19 protein-coding genes are annotated in these 22458 nt (G+C 30.6%); 12 read left to right on the top strand and 7 right to left on the bottom strand.

All coding sequences use genetic code 11. The features are described 5' to 3' along the window. Nucleotides 1–200: 200 nt before the first annotated feature. Together V9L05_RS02745 and V9L05_RS02740 are read left to right on the top strand one after the other, a co-directional pair. Nucleotides 201–701 carry a thioredoxin family protein gene (locus V9L05_RS02745; RefSeq protein WP_338790449.1) on the top strand — a complete coding sequence of 167 codons (501 nt, stop codon included), beginning with the start codon at nucleotides 201–203 and terminating at the stop codon, nucleotides 699–701. A gap of 157 nt (nucleotides 702–858) precedes the next feature. Continuing rightward, complete coding sequence (locus V9L05_RS02740; RefSeq protein WP_338790450.1) at nucleotides 859–1683, top strand: hypothetical protein; 825 nt, start codon at nucleotides 859–861, stop codon at nucleotides 1681–1683. Nucleotides 1684–1691: 8 nt separating this feature from the next. Here V9L05_RS02740 and V9L05_RS02735 read toward each other — a convergent pair whose 3' ends face one another. Together V9L05_RS02735 and V9L05_RS02730 are read right to left on the bottom strand one after the other, a co-directional pair. Next, nucleotides 1692–2267, bottom strand: a complete 576-nt coding sequence (locus tag V9L05_RS02735) for a TetR/AcrR family transcriptional regulator (RefSeq protein WP_338814291.1) — start codon at nucleotides 2265–2267, stop codon at nucleotides 1692–1694. A 132-nt stretch (nucleotides 2268–2399) separates the two neighbouring features. After that, the gene (locus V9L05_RS02730; protein ID WP_338814290.1) at nucleotides 2400–3677 is read right to left on the bottom strand and encodes a hypothetical protein; all 1278 of its coding nucleotides are present in this window, start codon (nucleotides 3675–3677) and stop codon (nucleotides 2400–2402) included. A 354-nt stretch (nucleotides 3678–4031) separates the two neighbouring features. Between V9L05_RS02730 and V9L05_RS02725 the strand changes: the two genes are divergently transcribed. Further along, entirely contained in the window at nucleotides 4032–4784 is a 753-nt protein-coding gene (locus V9L05_RS02725) for a glucose 1-dehydrogenase (RefSeq protein WP_338814289.1), read from the top strand. A 55-nt stretch (nucleotides 4785–4839) separates the two neighbouring features. Here V9L05_RS02725 and V9L05_RS02720 read toward each other — a convergent pair whose 3' ends face one another. Continuing rightward, complete coding sequence (locus tag V9L05_RS02720) at nucleotides 4840–6000, bottom strand: metallophosphoesterase (protein ID WP_338814288.1); 1161 nt, start codon at nucleotides 5998–6000, stop codon at nucleotides 4840–4842. A gap of 223 nt (nucleotides 6001–6223) precedes the next feature. Here V9L05_RS02720 and V9L05_RS02715 point away from each other — a divergent pair, with 223 nt between their 5' ends. Beyond that, a complete protein-coding gene (locus V9L05_RS02715; protein ID WP_338790455.1) occupies nucleotides 6224–7912 on the top strand; it encodes an AMP-binding protein in 1689 nt (562 codons plus the stop codon). A 153-nt stretch (nucleotides 7913–8065) separates the two neighbouring features. After that, the gene (locus V9L05_RS02710; protein WP_338790456.1) at nucleotides 8066–8863 is read left to right on the top strand and encodes an energy transducer TonB; all 798 of its coding nucleotides are present in this window, start codon (nucleotides 8066–8068) and stop codon (nucleotides 8861–8863) included. 58 nt (nucleotides 8864–8921) lie between these two features. On the opposite strand, the gene V9L05_RS02705 is transcribed toward V9L05_RS02710, so the two are convergent. Next, nucleotides 8922–9665, bottom strand: coding sequence for a DUF4184 family protein (locus V9L05_RS02705; protein WP_338814287.1), 744 nt, complete (start codon nucleotides 9663–9665; stop codon nucleotides 8922–8924). Between the two features lie 126 nt (nucleotides 9666–9791). Between V9L05_RS02705 and V9L05_RS02700 the strand changes: the two genes are divergently transcribed. Next, nucleotides 9792–10838 carry a DUF1186 domain-containing protein gene (locus tag V9L05_RS02700; protein WP_338814286.1) on the top strand — a complete coding sequence of 349 codons (1047 nt, stop codon included), beginning with the start codon at nucleotides 9792–9794 and terminating at the stop codon, nucleotides 10836–10838. A 103-nt stretch (nucleotides 10839–10941) separates the two neighbouring features. Here V9L05_RS02700 and V9L05_RS02695 read toward each other — a convergent pair whose 3' ends face one another. Continuing rightward, nucleotides 10942–11433 (bottom strand): SMI1/KNR4 family protein, encoded by a 492-nt coding sequence (locus V9L05_RS02695; RefSeq protein WP_338814285.1) that lies wholly within the window; start codon nucleotides 11431–11433, stop codon nucleotides 10942–10944. An 83-nt stretch (nucleotides 11434–11516) separates the two neighbouring features. On the opposite strand from V9L05_RS02695, the gene V9L05_RS02690 reads away from it, so the two are divergent. The 3 genes from V9L05_RS02690 (at nucleotide 11517) to V9L05_RS02680 (ending at nucleotide 14400) form a co-directional block, all read left to right on the top strand. Then, nucleotides 11517–12809, top strand: a complete 1293-nt coding sequence (locus V9L05_RS02690) for a TRAP transporter large permease subunit (RefSeq protein ID WP_338814284.1) — start codon at nucleotides 11517–11519, stop codon at nucleotides 12807–12809. 311 nt (nucleotides 12810–13120) lie between these two features. Next, on the top strand, nucleotides 13121–13504 hold the full coding sequence (locus V9L05_RS02685) for a transposase (RefSeq protein ID WP_338811880.1): 384 nt from the start codon (nucleotides 13121–13123) through the stop codon (nucleotides 13502–13504). 50 nt (nucleotides 13505–13554) lie between these two features. Further along, nucleotides 13555–14400, top strand: coding sequence for an IS3 family transposase (locus V9L05_RS02680; RefSeq protein WP_338811879.1), 846 nt, complete (start codon nucleotides 13555–13557; stop codon nucleotides 14398–14400). A gap of 82 nt (nucleotides 14401–14482) precedes the next feature. Here the strand turns inward: V9L05_RS02680 and V9L05_RS02675 are convergent, their stop codons facing one another. Further along, nucleotides 14483–15094, bottom strand: a complete 612-nt coding sequence (locus V9L05_RS02675) for a 50S ribosomal protein L25 (protein ID WP_338790461.1) — start codon at nucleotides 15092–15094, stop codon at nucleotides 14483–14485. A 194-nt stretch (nucleotides 15095–15288) separates the two neighbouring features. Between V9L05_RS02675 and V9L05_RS02670 the strand changes: the two genes are divergently transcribed. The 3 genes from V9L05_RS02670 to V9L05_RS02660 all read left to right on the top strand — a co-directional run bounded on the left by V9L05_RS02670 (nucleotide 15289) and on the right by V9L05_RS02660 (nucleotide 19807). Then, the gene (locus V9L05_RS02670; RefSeq protein ID WP_338814283.1) at nucleotides 15289–16152 is read left to right on the top strand and encodes a metallophosphoesterase; all 864 of its coding nucleotides are present in this window, start codon (nucleotides 15289–15291) and stop codon (nucleotides 16150–16152) included. A gap of 138 nt (nucleotides 16153–16290) precedes the next feature. After that, nucleotides 16291–18378 carry a peptidylprolyl isomerase gene (locus tag V9L05_RS02665; RefSeq protein WP_338814282.1) on the top strand — a complete coding sequence of 696 codons (2088 nt, stop codon included), beginning with the start codon at nucleotides 16291–16293 and terminating at the stop codon, nucleotides 18376–18378. A 418-nt stretch (nucleotides 18379–18796) separates the two neighbouring features. After that, nucleotides 18797–19807 carry an IS110 family transposase gene (locus V9L05_RS02660; RefSeq protein WP_338789949.1) on the top strand — a complete coding sequence of 337 codons (1011 nt, stop codon included), beginning with the start codon at nucleotides 18797–18799 and terminating at the stop codon, nucleotides 19805–19807. 183 nt (nucleotides 19808–19990) lie between these two features. On the opposite strand, the gene V9L05_RS02655 is transcribed toward V9L05_RS02660, so the two are convergent. Then, nucleotides 19991–22054 carry a M48 family metallopeptidase gene (locus V9L05_RS02655; protein WP_338814281.1) on the bottom strand — a complete coding sequence of 688 codons (2064 nt, stop codon included), beginning with the start codon at nucleotides 22052–22054 and terminating at the stop codon, nucleotides 19991–19993. Nucleotides 22055–22458: the final 404 nt, after the last annotated feature.

Below are 22458 nucleotides of genomic sequence, written 5' to 3'. Positions count from 1 at the left end.
TCAACTTATTGAGAGTTTAAAAAATAAAATTTGGCTTCGCATTTGTTTTAAATGAAGAAAAGTAGGTTTTATATTTCTATAACTTTTCAAATACAGTTTTGTTATTTTGAATATTAAGCTACTTGATGTGTACTTAAACAAACTGCTCATATTCTCATAATTATCCCTACATTATTTCATTTTTATCTAACAATAATCTCATGAAAAAAATAACTTTATTTGCTGCTCTTATTTTTTGTTTTTTTGCCGTAAGTGGCTTTGTCTTTTTTTCTAAAAATGAAGTAAAAGAGGAAATAACAACACTAGAAACAACTAAAAAATCTAAGATTGAATGGCTTACTTTTGAAGAAGCTATGGAAAAATCAGCGCAAGACAAAAAACCTGTTTTTATAGATGTTTATACAGACTGGTGTGGTTGGTGTAAAAAAATGGACAAAAACACATTCCAAACTGATGAAGTAGTAGAATATGTAGCCAATAATTATCATGCTGTCAAATTAGATGCTGAAAGTGAAGATGCAACTTCATTTGACGGACAAAAACTAACTTATAGACAACTTTCTGGTGGAGTTTTCAAAATCACAGGTTATCCTTCTATTGTTTTGATAAATAATAAAAAAGAAGTTGCTGTTGCCCCTGGTTATAGAGAAAAAGACAACTTCATAGAAATGCTTGAGAAATTTAAGGCAGAAACAAAGTAGTATTTATACTAAAATAAAATCTAAACAGTTTTCTATTAAATTTTATTCATAAATCAAGTAATTATGAGCATAATTTAGAAAACTGTTTTTTTTTGATTAATTTGGCATACACATTTGTTAATTCCTCTTGTCATTTAATTTTTATTTATACAGATGTATGAAAAAAACAATATTTTTCTGTTTGTCTAGCTTCTTAGCTATTTTACTTTCTTTTTTATCTATTAATTTTATTCTTGCCCAAGATAATACCAAGGACAACACCAAGAAAGAATTAGTAATAAAAGGAGTTTATCATGGAACAAATCTATATATCCAAAATTCTTCTACTTCGGATACTGAATATTGTGTAAAAGAAATATTTGTTAATAATAAAGCCGTAAAGTTTCCTGCAACAACAGCCTTTGACATTAATATGTCCTTTCTAAAAATTAATGATGAGGTAGTAGTCAGGATAATTCATACAGCAAGTTGTACTCCAAAAGTTCTCAATCCACAAGCCATTAAAGATAGGCTTCCATTTCGCTTTTCTTCCATACATGTAGATATGAATACAATGGTTTGGGTAACAAAAGGAGAGAAAAAATTTGGACAGTTTTTTATTCAGATAAAAAATAATCGTACTTGGATAGTCGAAAAGGTAATTAGCTGTAAAGGAAGCGCACAACAAAATGTATATACATTGCCTCTTACACATCGTGGAGGAGAAAATATTTATAGGATAAAATACTTAGATGTAACAGGTAAGTATTATTATTCACCTGAAATTAAATTTGTGTCTGAAGGAGAACAACAAATTAGCTTTTATCCCAAAAGTGTAACAAGCCGTATTACTTTTTCTCGTTCTACTAATTATCAAATATTAGATAATAATGGAAAATTGGTTTTGGAAGGAGACGGACTTACAGTAGATTGTTCCAATTTAACTTTGGGTGCTTATTATTTACTTTTTGAAGGACAAGAAGAGCGTTTTTTTAAGAAGTAATTACAATTTTATAGAACCGATAATCCTACTTTAATAGTTTCTCTTAATTCTTCTTTGTTTGGGTTTGTCTTTCCTACTACTTTCAAACCACTATAAAACATAAATAAAAAAGAAGCAATAGATTGTACATTTTTTTGAGGCTCTATTTCTCCATTTGCTATTCCTTTATTGAGATACTCTACAAAAAAACCTTCAAACTCTTTTTTATTCTGTATAGCAATTTCTAATATATTATCATTATTGGGAATAAGTTCGCTCATGCAATTAATAACAAAACAGCCTTTCTCCTGAACATTTTTTTCTCCTAGAATGGCTAGTAAAAATAAGTTTTTTAACCCTTCTTTTACTGACGATTGATTATTTAAAAAAAATTGTATAGCTTCTTTGTTCTGATTTCTATAACTCTCCAATGCCTTATTAAATAATTCTTCTTTTCCTCCAAATGTATCATAAAGACTAGCTCTATTTATTTTTAAATGATTGACTAAATCTTGAATAGAAGTAGCATGAAAACCTTGTTTCCAAAACAAATTGGTTGCCTTAGTGAGTATTTCTTGTTCTTCAAATTGTTTTTTTCTTGCCATAATATATACTTAATCCTTTATTTAATTCTTTCTATTCTATACAAAAACGTTCCTATAGTAGTAGTATATAGGAACGTTAAATCAATTCAAAAGTTTTTTATTTACTAAAAAGTAGATATATACTTCAATTTTTTATTTTGTTTTGATGCTACTCAAGAGTTTTAAACTTTGTGGGCTTTGATAATCATATTGATACAATCCATCTTTTCCTATCAGCATTAAAATATTTTGATGAGCAATTACATCATATCCATTAATTGATTCATCAGAAGCTATTTGTTCTACATTCGATGGATTGGTGACATCAAAAACTTTCAAGCCAGCATCTCCATCACACACAAAAAGCATTTTGTTTGTATAATTTGAATTTACACCTAAACCATATGGATTTGTCATGGCTTCTGTATTGATTAAAGAAGGATGTGATAAATCAGAAATGTCTATTAGATGAAGTTCGTTTACACCATTTCTGCAATTTGTGCCATCTCTAAGTGTTACATAGGCTGTATTTCCAGAAACTACAACAGGATCACAACTTGTAATATGCTCATACGTAGAGATAAATTTAGGCTGACTAGGCTCATATAAGTCATAAATGTGCATTCCTCGTTGTGAACCAATAAATAAGTTAGCTCCATACGGAAAAAGTGTTTCTATTCCCCATCCTAATTTTATCTCACTTTTCATTTTTGGAGAAACAGGATTCAGAATAGAATATGACTTTAGATTATCTCCATTGAGTGTATAAAGATGATTTTGAGTAATAGCAAAACGAGCCATCGAACCTGCAATGCCCGAGTTTAAACCTTCACGATGTTGATCATATTCTAAATATTCATTATTATCATTACAATTATAGTTAGCTACCACTTCTGTTTCTTTCCAATCTACTACAATTCCATAATTAGGGTCTGCATAACCATTATTTCCAAAAATTTGATTTGAAAATGTATTTTCTATTCTTTTGATAAGTTGAGGACTTGTAACTGTATTAATATTGATAACCAATAAATCTGTATAACTATCAGCATACAAAGTATTACCAGCAATAGCAATATCTACATTTCCAATAATATTTAAGAAACCAACCTGAATAGGTAAAGAAGGATTAGAATTATCAATAACATGAATACCTTTATTTATTTCATTGACAAATAAATAATCATTATAAAAATATATTTTGCCTACTTTATCTAAAGAACGAGGACTTTGAAGCTCCACAGGAACACTTCTAAACTCATCATAACTCATAAAAATAGGTTCGTAAGCAGTATAAGAATAGCTACAGTCGTCTCGCTCACAACTAGATAAGAAAAAAACAGAAAAAATAGCAATAAAAAAATAGAGACTAGATAGACTGTATTTAGGAATGTAAGAGGATATTCTATACAAAGTAAATTTGTGATACATAGCTTTAGAGGGAAATTATTAGATATAGATTAATGGTAGTATTAATGTGTATTTAATCAGAATTTTGGGGAAATTCACAAGGGTAAAAAGAAAATTTTTTTTAAAATATTCTTTCTATTTGTCTTTACGCAAACTTTTACTAAAATGCTGCATCAATAAAGTAGATTAACTAAGAAAATAGAAACAGTGTGTTAAGCCTTCTGTGTTAAGAAAAACTAAAAATACAGAAAACAAAAACCTTATTACGGAACGAACGTTCTAAAAACATATCTTAATTGGAACGAACGTTCTGAAATTATATCTCACATTAAAATTGTTTTTATTTTTTTATTTAATTTTCAAATCAAAAAAGTTATGAGTAACTCATTGTCAGGAAAAATAGCAGTTGTTACAGGTGGAAACAGTGGAATTGGCTATGCCACAGCAGAAGAATTCTTGAAACAAGGTGCAAAAGTAGTCATCACAGGCAGAAATGCTGAAAAAGTAGAAAAAGCTGCAAAAGAGTTAGGTGTAGAAGGAATTGTAGCTGACCAAGCCAACCTTTCTCATCTTGATTCTTTGGTAGAAAAGATAAAAGAATTACATGGCAAAGTAGATATTTTATTTGTCAATGCAGGCGTTTTTATTCCTTCTTATCTAGGACAAATTACAGAAGAAGTATATGATAATCAAATGGACATCAACTTCAAAGGAGCTGTTTTTACACTTCAAAAATTTTTACCTATTTTGAGTGAAGGTGCATCTGTTATTAATCTTTCTTCTGTAAATGCATATACAGGAATGCCGTCTACTATCATCTATGCAGCTACAAAAGCTGCTCTCAATTCTTTCACAAGAACAGCAGCAGCAGAATTAGCTTCTAAGAATATTCGTGTCAATGCTATAAATCCTGGTGTTACTGAAACTCCTATTTTCAATAAAACAGGAATGAATGACGAACAGGTAGCTGGTTTTAAGGCTTCAGTAGTAGATGGGATTCCACTCAAAAGAATTGGTACTTCAGAAGGAGTTGCCAAATTAGTTACCTTTTTAGCTTCTGATGATGCTTCTTATATTACAGGTTCTGAATATAATATTGATGGTGGAATGACTCTTATTGGTGCATAAAAATTTGAAGGTATTTGTTTAGGCAGATTAGACAAATACCTTCTATTTTTAGAAATTACCATTTATCAGAATACAAAACTTCTCCATTCTGATTGTAATAATAAACGATTACACTTCCATTTTTCAGATAATCTAAGCGAGCAAAGCCATAGTTAGAATAAGCAAAAAAAGCATTCTTGTCTTTTTTATAGTTTCTACTTACAAATGTCTTCTTCGAACCTGCACCACTATTGATTTGTCGCCAATTTTTTTTCGGACTTTTTTCATTGAATCTATGATATTGAAGCGTGTGTTCGTGTCCACAAACATAAACTAAATTCGGATGTTCCTCAAAAATTGAAGATAGATTTTTTTTCATATCTTGATATCTAGGATTCGAAATATCTTGTTCTGAAAAACCTGCTTTTCGCATCAAAACATAAGCTGTACCCAAAATAGGTAAAGGAATATACAGATTTTTCTTCAAATCTACCAAAGGAAAAAGATGAGGACGCAAAGGAAATTTACCCCCATGCGAGCTCTCACTCTCTAACAAATGATGTGCTGCAACAATTACTTTTTTATTCTTATTTGCCATAATTATACTATCCAAACGAGTATAAATCTCTTCATTTGTTTCTAATTCACAGTCAGATAATTTATTTTTCTGAATTAAATACTGTGTATCTAAACAAATCAAAACTACACTGTCTGACAATGCAAGAACTGATGGCGTACTGCAACCATTTTTTGGTAAATAATTATATCCTTTTTGAGTTATATAATTTTGCTCTTCTATTACAAAGGTTTGTTTTTTATTTATTCCCCAATCGTGATTTCCTGATACAAAAATGATATTTTTTTTGTTGTGATTTTCTATAATTTTGAGTTGAGAATCAATATGTTTTTCAGCTTCTTTTCTTTCTTCAAGTAATTTTGGATTTCCTTTTATTTCATTCTTAGGAATTAATCCATAAGGATAAATATTATCTCCCAAAAAAATCAAGGCAGAAGAAGGATTTTTAGCTAATTCTTTTTTTAGAGATAAAAAAATAGGTGTAAGTGAATCGCTATTTCCTGCATCTCCTAACAAAAAAACAGTTTTATCAATTTCATTTTTATTGTAATCAATAGAAAAATCAGGAATAGGTAAAAGGTTAGAAGCACTTTTACAAGAAAAAAGAAAACTACACAGAAAGTAGAAAAAGTAAAGACGAAAGTTGGGTTTTAAAAACAAGAAGATTTTATTAGTTTAGTAAATTGAAAACAGTTAAATCTATATATTTCAATTTTGTTTTAAATATTTTTTGAATAAAAAAGCCTGATTTTAAATTTTCATTAAGAATTTAATCGAAAAGCGTACTATTCATTTGCTTTTTGTCAAAAAAATAAGAATATTGTTTGTATAATCGTAACCACGACTTAAAATAACCCACAACAAAAAAATAAATTATCGCATTATGGAAGCAATTTGGAAACAGCATTATCCAAAAGGAGTCAGAAAAGATATTAATCCAGACCAGTATAATTCATTGATAGAATTAATTGAAGAAAGTATAGAAAAATATGGAGATAAAATAGCCTATATTCACATGGGTGTAGAAATGACTTTTAAACAAATTGGTAATTATTCAGCTAATTTTGCAGCTTTTTTACAAAATGAAACTAATCTAAAAAAAGGAGATAGAATTGCGATACAGATGCCAAATGTAATGCAATATCCAATTGCGCTTTTTGGTGCTATTCGTGCAGGTTTGGTTGTTGTCAATACAAATCCACTTTATACAGTTCGTGAAATGGAACATCAATTTACGGATGCTGATGTAAAGGCTGTGGTTGTTTTGGCAAATTTTGCTGATAGCATTGAAAAAGTATTACCTCATACAAATATCGAAACAGTTATTGTAACAGAAGTAGGTGATATGATGGGCATTTTTAAGCGTTCGCTTACTAACTTTGTAGTAAAACGTGTCAAAAAAATGGTTCCTTCTTATAGCCTTCCTCGTGCAATTCCTTTCCGTTATGCACTTGCAAAAGGTAGAAAATATCCATTTACACCTATAAAAGTAAAGAGTTCGGACAACGCATTTATTCAATACACGGGAGGAACAACAGGCGTAGCAAAAGGCGCAGAACTGACACACAGAAATGTAATTGCAAATGCTGAGCAGATAAAAGAATGGATGAAACCACTTGCTAGAGAAGGGCAAGAGGTAGTTTTGACTCCTCTTCCAATGTATCATATTTTTTCTCTGACTGTAAACACATTTATTTTCTTTGCGTATGGTTGTAGCAATGTTTTGATTACAAATCCTAGAGATTTGCCTGCCTTGATTAAAGAAATGGCTACTCATAAGATTACAATTATGACAGGTGTAAATACACTTTTCAATGGACTTGCAAACCACCCAGATATTAATACTGTTGATTTTACACGACTTAAAGTAGCTGTTGCTGGTGCAACAGCTGTACAGAGTGCAGTAGCCAAAAAATGGAAAGAAGTTACAGGAAACTCTTTGGTAGAAGGTTTTGGTCTTACAGAATGTTCGCCTGTTGTGAGTTGTAATCCTGTTATTGGAGGAGTACAAATTGGAACAATCGGAATGCCTCTTCCAAGTACAGAAATAAAACTTATTGATGATGAGGGTAATGATGTAGAAGGATTTAACAACCCAGGGGAACTTTGTGTAAAAGGACCTCAAGTAATGAAAGGATATTGGCAAAAACCTGACGAAACTTCTAATTGTTTGAGTGCAGATGGTTGGCTCAAAACGGGAGATGTAGCAGTTTTACAAGAAGATGGTTTCCTCAAAATTGTGGATAGAAAGAAAGATATGATTTTGGTTTCAGGTTTCAATGTTTATCCAAATGAAGTTGAAGATACGATTGCAATGTATCCTAAAGTGATGGAAGTAGCTGCAATCGGAATTGAAAATGAGAAATCTGGAGAAGCTGTAAAAGTATTTATTGTCAAGAAAGATGATTCGCTTACAGAAGATGAAATCAAAAAATACTGCAAAGAAAATATGACAGGTTATAAAGTTCCTAAATATTATGAATTTAGAGAAGAGTTGCCAAAATCAAATGTAGGAAAAATATTGCGTCGTGTTTTGAAAGATGCAGAAAAAGAAAAAGCAGCAAATGTCTAATCTTAACGGTATCATATTATAATTTTGAAGAGCGATGCAAATCTATTTTGTGTCGCTTTTTTTATAAAAATAATTATTAATTCAAGTAAGAAAATATTAATTATTTTTTTTTATTTTTGTCAAAATAACTCATATATATTTATCCTTACAACAATGAAATTATTAATTATAACATTTTTAAGTATCTTGTTTTTGTTTACAAATACTAATTTAGCATTTTCTCAATGGAATGATACCTCTGTGGACACTATTTTTTATTCTTATGAAGCAGGAGAAATTACACTTCGTTCAGAAGCTGATTATTATAGAGTAATAGAAAAAATCCAAAAAGATTGGGAATATAGAGAATATTATATGAATGATGTTTTGAAGTATAAAGGCACCTATTCTGATAAAAAGCTTTCAAAACCAAAAGGTTCTGTTTACAAATACGATGAAAAGGGAGTTTTAAGAGAAGAATACAAATTAAATAAAGATAATACTAAAGAGTATGTACAAATTTATTCGAAAGAAGGAAAGCCTCTTTTGGAAAATGGAAGTGCTTTTGTTACAAGTGATGATGGAAAAGAAGGAACATTATATAAAGATTACAAAGTTGTGGAGAACTATACAGTCAATGAAGAGGGTAAAAAAATATATCTTAGAACAGCAGGAGAATCAGCCATGAATAAAACTGAAATAGAAAAATTTTACATACACATTTCTAATACAATGAATTATCCTTTAGAAGCTAGAAGAAAAGGAATACAAGGACGAGTATTTGTACAATTGATTATTGATGAAACAGGGAAGGTACAAGACACAAAAGTTTTAAAAGGAATTGGAGGAGGCTGTGATGAAGAAGCATTAAAAGCTGTAGAAAATTATACCGAATGGAAGGCTGCTACAAATCATACAGGAGAAAAAGTAGCTGTTAAAATTAATATTCCAATTGTTTTTCGCTTAGATTAAATAATTTAATACTCCATAAAAATAAGCACTGTCTCAAATAACGAAGGTTTTTAACTAGTTATTTGAGATTTTTTGTAGTGTAAAACTCTTCAAAAGTTCCCACCAAAATCAAAGAAAGTAGCATTAGAGAAATTCCACTCACAATAAAATTACCTACATGAAAACTCTCTTGAAAGTAATACATCAAAAGAATACGAATAAAAAATAAAAACACAAAACAACTAAAGACAGAAAACCAATAGTTGAAGGAAATAGAATATACAATTTCAGAGGTTTTAGGTAATTTATAAACCCATAAAGCAATACAAATCCCACCTAAGAGCGTACTCAAATGCTGTAAGATCTTAAAAACAGGAATAGAATAGAAAATAGTTTTTGTTTGTAAAACAGAAAAAAGTTCTACAAAAAATCCATAATGATGGGTAAATCCATCCCAAAAAAGATGAGAAAAAGCTCCCAAAAGCAAAGAGGAAATCACAACTAGAAAATGCTTTTTGAAATAATCTATAAAGTCAAAACCTAAGCAATCATTAAAACGAGTTTGCAGAAAAAAAGGAAGGTTTTTGAAAAGTGATTTTTTTACAAGCAAATGAAATACAAAACAGAGAGCAATCCCCAAAGGTAAATCAAACCAAAAAACACCAAAAAGAGTATGCGAAAAATCACTACGCACCCTCAAACGCAAAAAATATTCAAAATCAGGTGTTGTACTTCCAATAATAAGAGCTGTCAGAGAAAAATAACGTTTCCCAACAAAACCGAAAGGTAAAATGATTGCAGGGTGTGAAAATGTGAAGGGCATTTATAAATTTATTTTTCGTAATTAATTATGAAATTTATAAATTTACTTGCTTTATGCAAATAACTATTGGTTAGAAATCAATATATTTATCTACGATTAATGAAATTTAAAGAAAGTATCTCAATTATGCCATACCCTACCTACAATCACCCTTTTACATCTGAACTTATAAACCATAAAGATGAACTTCCAAAAGAAAAAATAGATGAGGGATTAGCTCTTCCTCGTCAAACTTTTATTGAAGATTTAGAAAATTTTATAACTGATTTACAAACTAGAAGAAATGACTACTATCAAGATAATGATTATAATTTGAATTTTCTCATTTATGCGTTGGGCTTTTTATATGTTTTGGAAGCAAAGCAAAGTTTTCCTAAAATTATTGAAGTTTTGGAAGAAGATGAGCAATTTATAGACTACTGGTTCGGACAATTTGTAGAGCCAAGTTATGTGACATTTCTAGCGTATCCTATATTTAAAGATGATTTTGAGACACTATTAGAAATTATAGAACACAACAATCATAATTATTTAGTAAAAAGTGGATTAATAAATATTCCTGCTCAAGTAGCTATTAATGAAACCAAAAGAAGAAAAGAAGCTATTGGTTTTTATGAAAAATTGATAGATTTTGTTTTAAAACAAGACAGGGAAAACCCATTTTTAGAAGGATTTGAAGTAGATGCCTTAATACATTCAGTTTTCTTAATAGAAGGAACAGAGTTAAGAGAAAAAGTTTTGAAACTTCACAATGAAAAATTGACTGATGAAGAAATATGGGATAAAAAATCAACGTTTAAAGAATTTCAGAATTTTGATTATTCTATAAGAAGCGACAAAAAAATAAATCTAGATCTTACTCCCTACGAAATATTTGACAGGTTACTAATAGGCTTTTTTACTTATCCATTGAATGAAGAAGAGCAAGAAAAAGTGAAGAAAGATTTTAGAGAGTCAGCAGCAAATAATGGATTTGTACTAGATGAAGATGATCAAATAATAGAAACAGATCAGCCTCGTAGTAGTTACGACCCAAAAACCAATAAACCTTTATACGGACGCAACGACAAAGTAACAGTCAAATATGAAGACGGAAAAGTGGTAGAAAATGTAAAATACAAAAAAGTAGAAAAAGATGTCAAAGAAGGTAAGTGTATTATTTTAGATGTATAAATTGAGCTTTAGTCTAAGATTATTTTATCTGTCAAGATATTTTAAAGTATCAGACAGATAAAATAATATTTAACTTTTTGGAATACTTCCGAATACTCCCATATTAAAGTTCTTCTTCTATCCATTTTATCATTATATCAATAAATTTTCCTTCTAAAGAAAGGGAAAAATCTTTATCATGATTAATCCAGTAAATAAATTGATTTTCTTTTTCTGTCTTTACAACAAAATAATTTCCAGATCCATCTAAAGCAATCGGAAATATATTTTCTGATAAAAGTTCTTTAAATTCGTATGTATTGTCAAACTCTTCTTTCATTTCTTTAATACCTAATAATCGCACACCCCTTCCATCACATGATATTTCTATTGAAGGATTGTAATCTTTTATAAAAGACCTATAAGGCTCAATTATAGAAGATTGAATATGGTGTTCTAGGTCTAAAATTTCTTTTTCAGAGCTAGACTCTATGCGAAAAAGGGGTTCAAATTCTTCATCATTTTTAAAGAGTTCATTATACTCATCATTCATTTCTTTTAATTTGGGTAGAAGTTTTTCAAAACTACTTTTTAGCTTTTGATAATCAGTATTCATAGGCTATACAGAAAATATAATTTTACTTTGATGTTTTTTTTGATTAAAATTAACGAATTATTTAAGAAACTCAATTTTATAAAATGCTCGTCTTACTCCTCTTCGCTTGTCTTTTTATTTTACTTCTCAAAGGCTATCCTGTTTCTTTTACTTTGGGAGGAGTAGCTGTTTTGTTTGGGATTTATCTTTTTGGCTGGGATTTTTTTAATTTGCTTCCTCTTCGCATCTATGGAACAATGACAAATTTTGTCTTGATTTCTGTGCCTTTATTTGTTTATATGGGCGTGATGCTTGAAAAATCAGGAATTGCAGAACGGCTTTTAGAAACAATGGCTTTGCTTTTGGGTCGTCTGCGTGGTGGACTTGCCATTGCTGTTGTGATTGTAGGTGCGCTTTTGGCTGCTTCTACTGGCGTTGTGGGTGCGACAGTCGTAACGATGGGACTTTTGAGCCTTCCGACAATGCTAAAACGAGGGTACAAACCCGAACTTGCCACAGGAACAATAGCTAGTGCAGGAACTTTAGGACAAATTATTCCTCCAAGTGTTGTGCTTGTTTTGCTGGGAAGTGTAATGAATGTTTCGGTGGGTGATTTATTTATTGGTGCAATTGTACCAAGTGTTTTGTTGGTGGCTTTGTACATTTTATATATCTTTTTTACTGCGTGGAAAAACCCAAAATCTGCTCCTGCTATTTCGAAAGAAGAACTAAAAGAATTTAATGACAAACTCACTTTTGGATTACTTTTTAAGGCATTTGTCTTGCCAATGGTTTTGATTTTGTCTGTTTTGGGTTCTATTTTTTCTGGAATTGCATCGCCTACCGAAGCTGCTGGAGTGGGTGCGCTTGTAGCAACTATCTTAACAGCTTTTGAAGGGAAATTAAATCTCAGAATCATTAAAGAAGTTAATAAAGAAACGATGTATCTTACCTGTATGGTCTTTATTATTTTGGTAGGAGCGACTGCTTTTGGACTTGTTTTTCGTGGAATGGGTGGCGATAAAATTCTGATAGATTTGATTGAAAGTTCGAATCTTAGTCCGTATGGATTCTTAGCATTAGTAATGATTTTGGTTTTTATAGCAGGATTTTTTATTGATTTTATAGAAATTGTCTTTATTTTTATGCCTGTCGTAACGCCCATTTTTGCAGCCTATGGAATGGATTTGGTTTGGATTGCCATTTTGGTTTCGATGAATCTTCAAACTTCTTTTCTTACTCCCCCTTTTGGTTTTTCATTGTTTTACCTTAAAGGTGTTGCTCCTCCAGAAATCAAAACAGGACATTTGTATCGTGGAATTATTCCCTTTATTATCATTCAACTTTTGTTGATGACTTTGATAATTTTATTTCCTCAATTAGTGAGGTTGTTTTGAAAATGTGGAAACATAAAAAAACGAAAATAAGAGTCTGTTCAAATAGATATAATGAATACTCTTTTTTCCGATATGGATTACTAGAAATCAAAAAAATACTCAATAATCCAATGAGTAAAGAAACTAAATTCAATCAGAAAATTAAAGTTTTGTCAATGGAGTGAGGAAATTTTTGTAAGGTCATTTTTAGTAAATTTCATTTTATAGAAAAGATGAAGATAAAAAAAATCCATTAGAAAATAATTTTTCTAATGGATTTCTATATAAACAAATGTCTCGTCCTAACATAGTGTTACACAACCAATTTTATTATGGAACGTACCTATGTAAAACGTACACAGAAAGACTATACCATGCAGTTCAAACTTCAAGTAGTTAAGGAAATAGAACAAGGTCTTTTTACAATAACTCAAGCACAACGGAATTATGGTATTCAATGTCGTCATACTGTTGTGAACTGGTTAAAAAAATACGGTAATTTTGATCATTCTTATAAAGTAATTCGTCCTATGAAAACAGCAGAACAACGTTTAATGGAACAAGAGCAGGAAATTCGTCTTCTTAAAAAACAAAATGCCACTCTACAAGAAGAATTATCTACCTTAGATAAGAAAGCCATTTTGTTTGACATGATGATTGACTTAGCCGAAAAAGAATATAAAATTTCTATACGAAAAAACTCCAACCCCAAGTAGTTAGTTCATTTAGTGAACAGCCTGCAACCAGTATTGAAAAGACCTGTAAATTGCTTGGGATATCTAGACGGGTATATTATTATTCTTTATTTCGGACAGATAAATACAAAGAATTAGCTCAAAAAGTAGTTGATTTAGTCAAAGAAGTTAGACATCGAATGCCACGAGTGGGTACTCGTAAACTTTACCACATTTTAAAAATTCCTTTAAAGGCTTTAAAAGTGGGACGAGATAAACTATTTCGTATTTTGGAAGCTAATCATCTTCTTATTTTACCTAAACGGAGGTATCATGTTACTACAGACTCCTTTCATCGTTTCAAAAAGCATAAAAATTTAATTGCAAACTTGAAGGTAGATGGAGCAGAACAAGTTTGGGTAAGTGATATTACCTATATTGGAACACGAGAAAATCCGATGTATTTGGCATTGGTTACTGATGCGTATTCAAAGAAAATAGTTGGTTTTGATGTTTCTAATAGCTTAGAGACTGTTGGTTGTTCAAATGCTTTAAAAATGGCATTGAAAAACAGAAATTATCCGTTACGAGAATTGATTCATCATTCAGATAGAGGTGTCCAATATTGTAGTGATGAATATCAGACGATTTTAACTAAAAATCGTATTCGTTGTAGTATGACAGAATGTTATGACCCTTACGAAAATGCAGTAGCAGAACGTGTCAATGGTATTCTCAAACAAGAGTTTTTACTAGAAACTCAACAATCGTATTTGACTTGGATGAAACAATTAGTACAACAAAGTGTACAAATATATAATCAAGAAAGACCTCATTTTTCTTTATATATGCAAACACCAGAGCAAACACATCAAAAGGAAAATATTGAAATAAGAACCTATAAAAAAGAAAAATCAGACAATCTTAAGACTGCCTGATATATATTTAATCTATCTAAAAAACTGTAACACTATTTCAGGACTAGACAAAATTTCTTTTGCATTTAAGCAAGTAAAGTAATTATGCTTCTTCTTCCGTTTCTTCTTCTGCACTAGTGTCCATACCACCACCTGTACGAAGTGTACGAGGAATAGTAACAGTTGCAATAGAAACTAAAGGACTATTCATAATTTCATACGGACGTTCTCCGATTTCAGAAAGTTTGATAGATTTTCCTAAGTCTAATTTTGCTACATTTACTTCAATAGTATCTGGAAGGTTAGCTGGCAATGCTTTAACTTTAAGTTTACGCATTTTCAAAACCATACGACCACCTTTTTGCTCGCCTACAGAACGACCAATAAGTTTTACAGGAACGTCGATTTTTACAGGCTTATCTTCTTTCATTGCAAGAAAATCAACGTGCATCATTACATCACTTACTGGGTGAGTTTGATAATCTTGAACGATAGCATTATAAATGTCACCTTCGATATTCAACTCAACTGTATGTACTTTTGATGTATAAATCAAGTCACGGAATAAGATATTTGGCACATAAAAGTGTTTGTTATCTCCTCCTGTTCCGTACAATACACAAGGAACATAGCCTTCTAAACGCAATAAATGAGCAGCTTTTGCTCCCATTTGATTTTCTTTTCGGTAATAACCGATGATTTCTAAAGATTTCATTTTTTGTATAAATTAAATTGCCTAAAGACGATTGCCGACCGTCTCATAAAAATAAAGATGTAAAGTTCCTCTTTTTTTGTCAGATAACCAAACTTTAACAAGCGAGAATTTTAGAATAAAAAACGAAATTTGAACTTTTATCAAATCATAATTGTAAAATTTTCTACTAACTTATCATTCAAATCAATACAATTATGAAAATTGCTTTATTTGCAGACCTTCATGGAAGAATTTTGCTTTCCTTTAAACTCATAGAAAGGCTAGAAAGAGAACGAAATATAAAAATAGACCTAATTCTTCAATGTGGAGATTTAGGAGCTTTTCCCAATCCGTCCAAATTAGACAAAGCTACATTACGACACGCAAGAAGAGAACCTTCTGAACTCGGTTTTTATCATCATTTTACCAAAAAAAATAAGAAGGTAGAACAAGTTTTAGATAAGGTAGAAGCTACCATGTATGCTGTAAGGGGAAATCATGAAGATCATGAGTTTTTAAATAACTTAGAGGGAAAATCTGTTGAGTCATCTTTTCCTATCGATATTTATGAAAAAATTAGAGTTTGTAAAACAGGTCATTTACAAACCTTTCAAAAAGATACTACAGAATTAAATTGGATAGGAATTGGAAGAGTTGGGAGCAGAAAAATATCACAAAAACAGCAAGAAAAATATATTCAACCCTATGAGATGGATGCTCTGAATAAATTACATTCTCAAAAATCCAAAAAACAAATTGATTTGCTCATTTCTCATGATAGTGCTTTGCATTTTACAACAAAAGATTTTGGAATGCAACAAATAAGAGATTTTCTGACAAGACATAAACCTTTATATCATTTTTTTGGACACACAGGTCAGCCTTTTTCACTTTTAGAAGATGAAAATAAGTTTACACAGTCTTGTAAAATAAAAGAATTAGAGTTTGAAAATGATGGTTCGCTTGCCAAAAACTCATTTGTAGTATTGGATTGGAAAACAAATACAGATTTTGATTTAGAAGTAATTTCAGATAAATGGATTAACGAATATACCAATCATAGTTGGGAGTATTTATAATTTGCTTAGATTCTGAATCATTCTGACAAACAAAATTTATTAAATGAGGAAATAATTAGTAAATTAGGCAAAGATAATTTTTTGCTTGTTGTAGCTATTTTGAATTTCTCCTATTTTTTATTTCCTATTTCTAGTTGTATGAAATTTCTGTCTTCCTTTATTTTTTCAAATTCATTTTTCTTTATATTATTTTTTAGCTTTTTATTAGGTACAGCCTGTACGCCTGATAAAATGGAAGAACCTCCAAAAGATTTGGAAAAGTTTATTAAACGTAATGTTTTTCATTCTGATACACTACTTCAAAAAATATATGATGCTGCTAACCGAAGAGATGCCGAAACGGTAGCTACATTTTTATCTCATCCACAAGAAAAATATAGAAAACATGCTGCTCTTACTTTTGCTTCTCTGCAAGATAGTAGCTTTCTGATGCCTTTATTGGAATTATTAAATGATGAAAAATCGTCTGTTCGCCAAGCTGCTGCCACATCAATTGGACAGTTTTGGGCAACAAGTAGTGAAACCTTATTGCTAGAAAAGACCACTCAACTACAAGCGAGTGGAAACTATGATGTAAATGTTCAGCAGCGACTTTTGGAAGCTATTGGAAAAAGTGCAACCCAAAAAGGATTGCAGTTTTTAGCTCTTAAAAATTATGAAAATGATACTCTTAGAGTAGGACAAGCTATCGGAATTTATCGTGCAGCAACCAAACCAAAAGTAAACGAGCGAGTAATTTCAGATTCAGCTACACTTTTAATGCTTGATTTCCTAACTCCTCCTAAGCAAAATTATACAGTTCGTTTGATGGCTTCTGCTTATTTTGCTCGCCTTGGCGATAAAATAATTCCTAAAACAGAAGCTGATTCTATTCAAGAAAAAAAACAAAGTGATTTCTTTGAAATACTAAAAAATAAGGCTGATAATGATTCTCAACTTTTTGTGCGTTCGAATGCTACTCAAGCTCTAGGAGCAATAAAAACAAAAGAAAATGAAGATTTCTTAATTAAAATTTTAAATAAAACAGCTGAAAATTATCTAGTTAAAATATCAGCTATTCGTGCACTTGGGCAGTTTGATGATTCTCCAAAAATCAAAAAAGCAATTGGAAATTATATCAATGCTAAAAATCCAAAGCTTCAAATTGTAGCTTCCGAAACCCTCAAAAACTTGGCTCGTCTGACAGACTATAAACTATATTTGGAATGGATAGAAAAAACAAACAATTACAGAACTCGTGCAAACCTTTTTGCAGGAGCAATCAAAACTGAAAGAAAGGAAAATATAGCTTCTCAAAAAGCAATTTCTGTGTTGGACTCTTCTCAAAATGTCTATGAAAAAATGGTTTTGTTGCAAGCTCTTTCTGAAAATCTTCAAAATATGGATTTGATTTTGGACACACTTCAAACCACACAAAATCACCTCTTAAGAACAGCAGCAACTGAAGCTATTTTTAATGTTTCTACAAAGTTTTTGTCAAATTCTGCTCAAAATATTTCTTCAAAACAAAAAGAACAATTAACCAAAGGTTTTGAATTTGCTATTAAGTCAGGCGATGTAGGAGCAATGGCATTGGCTGCTAATGCATTAATGAATGAAAATTTTAAGAAAATTTACAAATACAAAACAAATTCTCTAACCAAACTGCTTACAGAAGCAAGAAAAAAATTAGAACTACCCAAAGAAATTGAAACCTATCAAGAAATCAGTAAAACAATAGAGTTCTATACAGGTAAAACAGCTCAAAGTCCACCTCCTCCACCTACCAAAGAAATTGATTGGAAACTAATAAATACTTTGAATGCTAGAAATTCGATTATTTTGAATACAAATAAAGGAGAAATAATAGTTTCTCTTTTTACAGAAGAAGCTCCTGCAACAGTAGCCAGTTTTGTAACTCTAGCAGGAACAGGATTTTTTAATCAAAAGAAATTTCATAGAGTTGTTCCTAATTTTGTAGTACAGGGTGCAGACCCAAGAGGTGACGGTTGGGGAGGTATAGATTATACTATTCGCTCTGAATTTTCAACTTTCTATTATGATGATGAAGGATATTTGGGAATGGCTTCGGCAGGAAAAGATACAGAAAGTTGTCAGTTTTTTATTACACATTCACCTACTCCACATTTAGATGGACGTTATACCATTTTTGGAAAAGTAATAAACGGAATGGATGTAGTACATCAACTAGAAGTAGGAGATTATATTGAAATGGTTAGTTTTTGAGTTGAATCCAAGAAAATCAAAAAAAGCAAAACAAAAAAAGCAATTATAAAGGCTGTAATTGCTTTTTTTGAGAATTTATTCTAAAAAGTTGTTTAAGAATGGGATTTGTGGATATTTTTGTTGGTGTCGCTACGCTCAAACACCAACCTTTAGGTTTGCACTAGATAAATAGAATGAAATACTTATCTTGTATTTAAGTATTCATCAAGTAGGTAGAGAACCTGTAACACCAACAAGAACATAGATTCTATCCGTTGAATTAGCCTCTACCTACATTTATTCAATCGCATACTTATATAGAATTCGGAGAACTTTTATTACTCTAAATAATAAAAATTACCTCATTAGATAAGGTTTTAAGTTTGATTGACTAATTGATGAACTACTCTATTAAATAATCACTTAAAATTAACTTTTTATGCAAACTTATCAAACTTTTTTAGGAATCGATGTAAGTCGCAATCATTTAGATTGTACTTTATTGAAAGATGGTGTTATAGTAAGCCAAAAGCAAATTAAAAATAACTTAGCTTCAATAGAGAGTTACTTAGCAAAATTAGAAACTCAAATAGATATTTCTTTTTTATTAGTTTGTTTAGAGCCTACAGGCGTATATATAAATTTTTTATTGACTGCACTACTAGACAAAAAAATGAATGTTTGGGTAGAGAATGCCCTTCAAATAAAACAATCTATGGGCTTTACTAGAGAAAAAAATGACAAAGAAGATGCCTATAGAATAGCTTTGTATGCTTTTCGTTTTCAAGACCGTTGCAAACTGTATACCCCTGTAAGTCAGTCTATTAAGACCTTAAAAACATTGCAATTAGTTCGTAAAAATTTAATCAAATGCAAAAAACAACTGGAAACATTTTGGAAAGAATCTCAAAAATTTGAAACAGAACAACAAAATGAATACTTAACAGAACATCTACAAAAGCCAGTAGAGCAGATAAAAGAACAAATTATAGCAGTAGAAAAAAGCATGAAAAATGTAATTAGAAATGATGAGAAATTAAAAGAACTCTATCGACTCACTACTTCTGTTGTTGGAGTAGGAGATGTAACAGCTATAAAATTACTTGTTGTTACACAAGGTTTTACAAAGTTTAAATCTGCTAAACAACTAGCTTGTTATGCTGGTGTTGTTCCCTTTGAAAAATCATCAGGTAACCACAAAGGAAAGCCAAGGGTATCAAAAATAGCTGATAAATCACTTAAAACATTGTTACATATGTGTGCTTTAGCTGCTATAAAAGTAAAAGGGGGAGAATTAAGTGAATTTTATGAACGTAAAATAAAAGAAGGCAAAAATAAAATGAGTGTTTTGAATGCTTTACGAAATAAAATACTTCAACGTGTAGTAGCTTGTGTACAAAATAACAAAATCTATGAAAGACAAGGAGTAGGATTTCAAAATGCAGCATAAATTTATCCTAAATTTCTAAAGATTAGGCTTGACTTTGTCATAGAATTCAAAGGCTGTGTTATTTTTCCATAGAACTGGGTTTGCAAACCCAGTTCTATGGAAAAATGAAATTCTGTCCCTGTTCTGTCGCACACAGAACATATTTTTTCTATTCTTAAACAACTTCTAATTTTTATTTGAAAACTAAGCTGCTAATGACAATTGTCTTTCCAATAGATTTTTCTTATTTAAGAATAAAGACTGATTGAAAAGTTCATAATAAAAACTGTAGGCAGCAAAAAGAAGTCCTAGAGGAGTTTCATAATAATGATTATGGTCAAAATAAATCCATTCTTGAGACAGATAATCTTCTAATTGTTTTTTGTTTTGAGCAGTGTAAACATCTAAAAGATGAGGTTCTTTTTCTACAATTTCTTTCAAACGAGAACGCATTTTTCGCTCTTCAAAACGAAGTTGTGCCATGTGTTCTTCAATTTCATGAATTTCTAATTGCTGACCAATAAATTGTGATTTTTCTAAAAGAGCTTTATGAAGTAATTCATCAGCTTTCTTTATTTCATTTCTTTCAAAATAATTTTCATACAATTCTTTCAAAACTGTATCATTATTATTTGCTTGAGCTTTTTTATAGAAATAAATAAAAGCATTTTCTTCATTTTGTTGAATTAGCTTTTTGTTGGCTTGTGCTTCATCTTGTAATTCTTGTAAAATAAGTGGCGCATGTTTGACTGGATATTTTATTCCTTCAAAATCAAAAGTTTTGAGTTTGATTTGCTTATCAATAATAGCTTCCAAAATCAGGCAATCATTTTCTAATCCTTGTTGTTTTCGGATAAGCTCTGTATTTTTTTCATTGAAAATATCTTCTAACTCTGTATTTTCAGTAATCAGGACTTTTGAAGAATTCGAATTGATTCGATCAATAATTATTTCCATATTAAATTCTGAAATATCTTTTGAGTTATAAAAATCGTTGTAACGCTCATCAAAAGAATACTTTTGTTTGTAGGCAGAATATTCTTCTTTGAAATTTTCTAAAGAAAGTAGTTTTGGTGTCTGAGAAAATTTTACATCTGCAAAAATATCTTTTGTAAACTTATCTTGCCATTTCTGAGCATTCTCAAAAATACTCCATGCTGTATCTAAAGAAGGTTCTGCATCAAAACCCAAATCTTCTAAATGCTGTACTCTATCGACTGTACTTGGATGCGATTCCCATTGATTTTCAATAACTACCTTACTTCTATCAAATTTATTCAAACTCTCCTTCGTAACAACAGGCAAATTATTTTCTATATCAAGATGACTTTCTTTAGCCAAATAATTCATTAAATAATGATGTTGAGGATAAATATTTTCAGCTATTTCTTCTTTGGCGATTTGTTCTTGATAAAAATTGATTAAAGATTGAAGTGCGTCACTAGCCAATTGAAGACGTAAAAGTGAATCTATCAAAGGTTTTGAACCGACCACAGATGCAGCAATTTGATCAGCTTCAAATTCCATTTCTCTAGAAAGTTCCATATAACGAACATTGACAATGCCGTACATTTTTTGAAGAATCCATTGAATTCCTGTAATAATTGTGATTCCTATCCACGCACAAATCGCAAAACCCCACCAAAAATTTGCCCAGCGTTGTACTAAATTGCTATACGAATTATTGTCATAAAGCATATTATAAATTACTTTATTTACATTATAAACATAACTTCCTACTTTTAATGTTTTCTGACTAAAATGTCCGAATTCGTGAGCCAAAACAGCTTTAAGTTCAGTTTCAGTTACTGCATTGATTAATCCTAGACCAATTTGTAGATTCTTTTTGGTAGGAAAAAACATACTCCAAAAGCTAGAATCGTAAAAAACAGCAGCATTTACATCTCTAGTCAGATAGATTTTTTCAGGAAAATCTGTGCCTACTTCTCTAGTCAGTTCTCTAATTAAAGCAAAAAGACGAGGTTCGTCATTTTCTTTAATTTCTATCATATCCGAACGATCAACTTTGACACGTTTGAAAATAAATTTTATTAAGAAAAAGAAAACCAAACCTCCAATACTAGCCAATCCTATTCCTAGAAATAACGTAAAAAAAGAAGGGCGCATAGCAACAACTCCTATTCCTGCAAATCCAAAACCTATAGTAAGGGCAAAAGAAAGGGAAATAAGTAACAAATAAATAAATAAAAAGAAACCAATTGCCAAAAGTGTTTGCTTGGCTTTGTGTTCGACCTCTATAGTTTTCATAATGTATAAATAGACTGTAAAATAAGAAGAGTGGAAGTGATGATGATAAATGTAAGTGCGTATATTTTTACAAATATAATTATCTATTTCAGATAAACTTACTTACATCAAATAATAGTTCGAAAAATTAGATAAAAAAAGCCTTAGTAATTTCAAAATTACTAAGGCTTTAATTCAACTTTTTCATTTTTGCACAGACTGGGGGAAGTCTGTGATACGTAACTTGCTATTGTTGGTGTTCCAACCATAGCCGTAAGGTTAAAATTCTTATTTTAACTCTGTTCCGTAGGAACTTCATATTGGTAGAATTTATGATATTTAAAGACGAAATGCTACCATTATGAAACTCCTACGGAGTAAATGAGGATGTAGCTTTCTCTTTTTTCTACCAATATACAACTCCT

Source organism: Bernardetia sp. Wsw4-3y2, assembly GCF_037126295.1.
Classification (GTDB): domain Bacteria; phylum Bacteroidota; class Bacteroidia; order Cytophagales; family Bernardetiaceae; genus Bernardetia.
This window is presented reverse-complemented; position numbering and strand designations above follow the sequence as displayed.

What these genes read in the sequence shown, in the direction of transcription:
- V9L05_RS02710 (WP_338790456.1), top strand. Translation starts at nt 8,066, where the DNA reads ATGAAATTATTAATTATAACATTTTTAAGTATCTTGTTTTTGTTTACA.
- V9L05_RS02665 (WP_338814282.1), top strand. Translation starts at nt 16,291, where the DNA reads ATGAAATTTCTGTCTTCCTTTATTTTTTCAAATTCATTTTTCTTTATA.
- V9L05_RS02715 (WP_338790455.1), top strand. Translation starts at nt 6,224, where the DNA reads ATGGAAGCAATTTGGAAACAGCATTATCCAAAAGGAGTCAGAAAAGAT.
- V9L05_RS02745 (WP_338790449.1), top strand. Translation starts at nt 201, where the DNA reads ATGAAAAAAATAACTTTATTTGCTGCTCTTATTTTTTGTTTTTTTGCC.
- V9L05_RS02700 (WP_338814286.1), top strand. Translation starts at nt 9,792, where the DNA reads ATGCCATACCCTACCTACAATCACCCTTTTACATCTGAACTTATAAAC.
- V9L05_RS02725 (WP_338814289.1), top strand. Translation starts at nt 4,032, where the DNA reads ATGAGTAACTCATTGTCAGGAAAAATAGCAGTTGTTACAGGTGGAAAC.
- V9L05_RS02660 (WP_338789949.1), top strand. Translation starts at nt 18,797, where the DNA reads ATGCAAACTTATCAAACTTTTTTAGGAATCGATGTAAGTCGCAATCAT.
- V9L05_RS02690 (WP_338814284.1), top strand. Translation starts at nt 11,517, where the DNA reads ATGCTCGTCTTACTCCTCTTCGCTTGTCTTTTTATTTTACTTCTCAAA.
- V9L05_RS02705 (WP_338814287.1), bottom strand. Translation starts at nt 9,665, where the DNA reads ATGCCCTTCACATTTTCACACCCTGCAATCATTTTACCTTTCGGTTTT.
- V9L05_RS02735 (WP_338814291.1), bottom strand. Translation starts at nt 2,267, where the DNA reads ATGGCAAGAAAAAAACAATTTGAAGAACAAGAAATACTCACTAAGGCA.
- V9L05_RS02675 (WP_338790461.1), bottom strand. Translation starts at nt 15,094, where the DNA reads ATGAAATCTTTAGAAATCATCGGTTATTACCGAAAAGAAAATCAAATG.
- V9L05_RS02670 (WP_338814283.1), top strand. Translation starts at nt 15,289, where the DNA reads ATGAAAATTGCTTTATTTGCAGACCTTCATGGAAGAATTTTGCTTTCC.
- V9L05_RS02740 (WP_338790450.1), top strand. Translation starts at nt 859, where the DNA reads ATGAAAAAAACAATATTTTTCTGTTTGTCTAGCTTCTTAGCTATTTTA.
- V9L05_RS02695 (WP_338814285.1), bottom strand. Translation starts at nt 11,433, where the DNA reads ATGAATACTGATTATCAAAAGCTAAAAAGTAGTTTTGAAAAACTTCTA.
- V9L05_RS02685 (WP_338811880.1), top strand. Translation starts at nt 13,121, where the DNA reads ATGGAACGTACCTATGTAAAACGTACACAGAAAGACTATACCATGCAG.
- V9L05_RS02655 (WP_338814281.1), bottom strand. Translation starts at nt 22,054, where the DNA reads ATGAAAACTATAGAGGTCGAACACAAAGCCAAGCAAACACTTTTGGCA.
- V9L05_RS02730 (WP_338814290.1), bottom strand. Translation starts at nt 3,677, where the DNA reads ATGTATCACAAATTTACTTTGTATAGAATATCCTCTTACATTCCTAAA.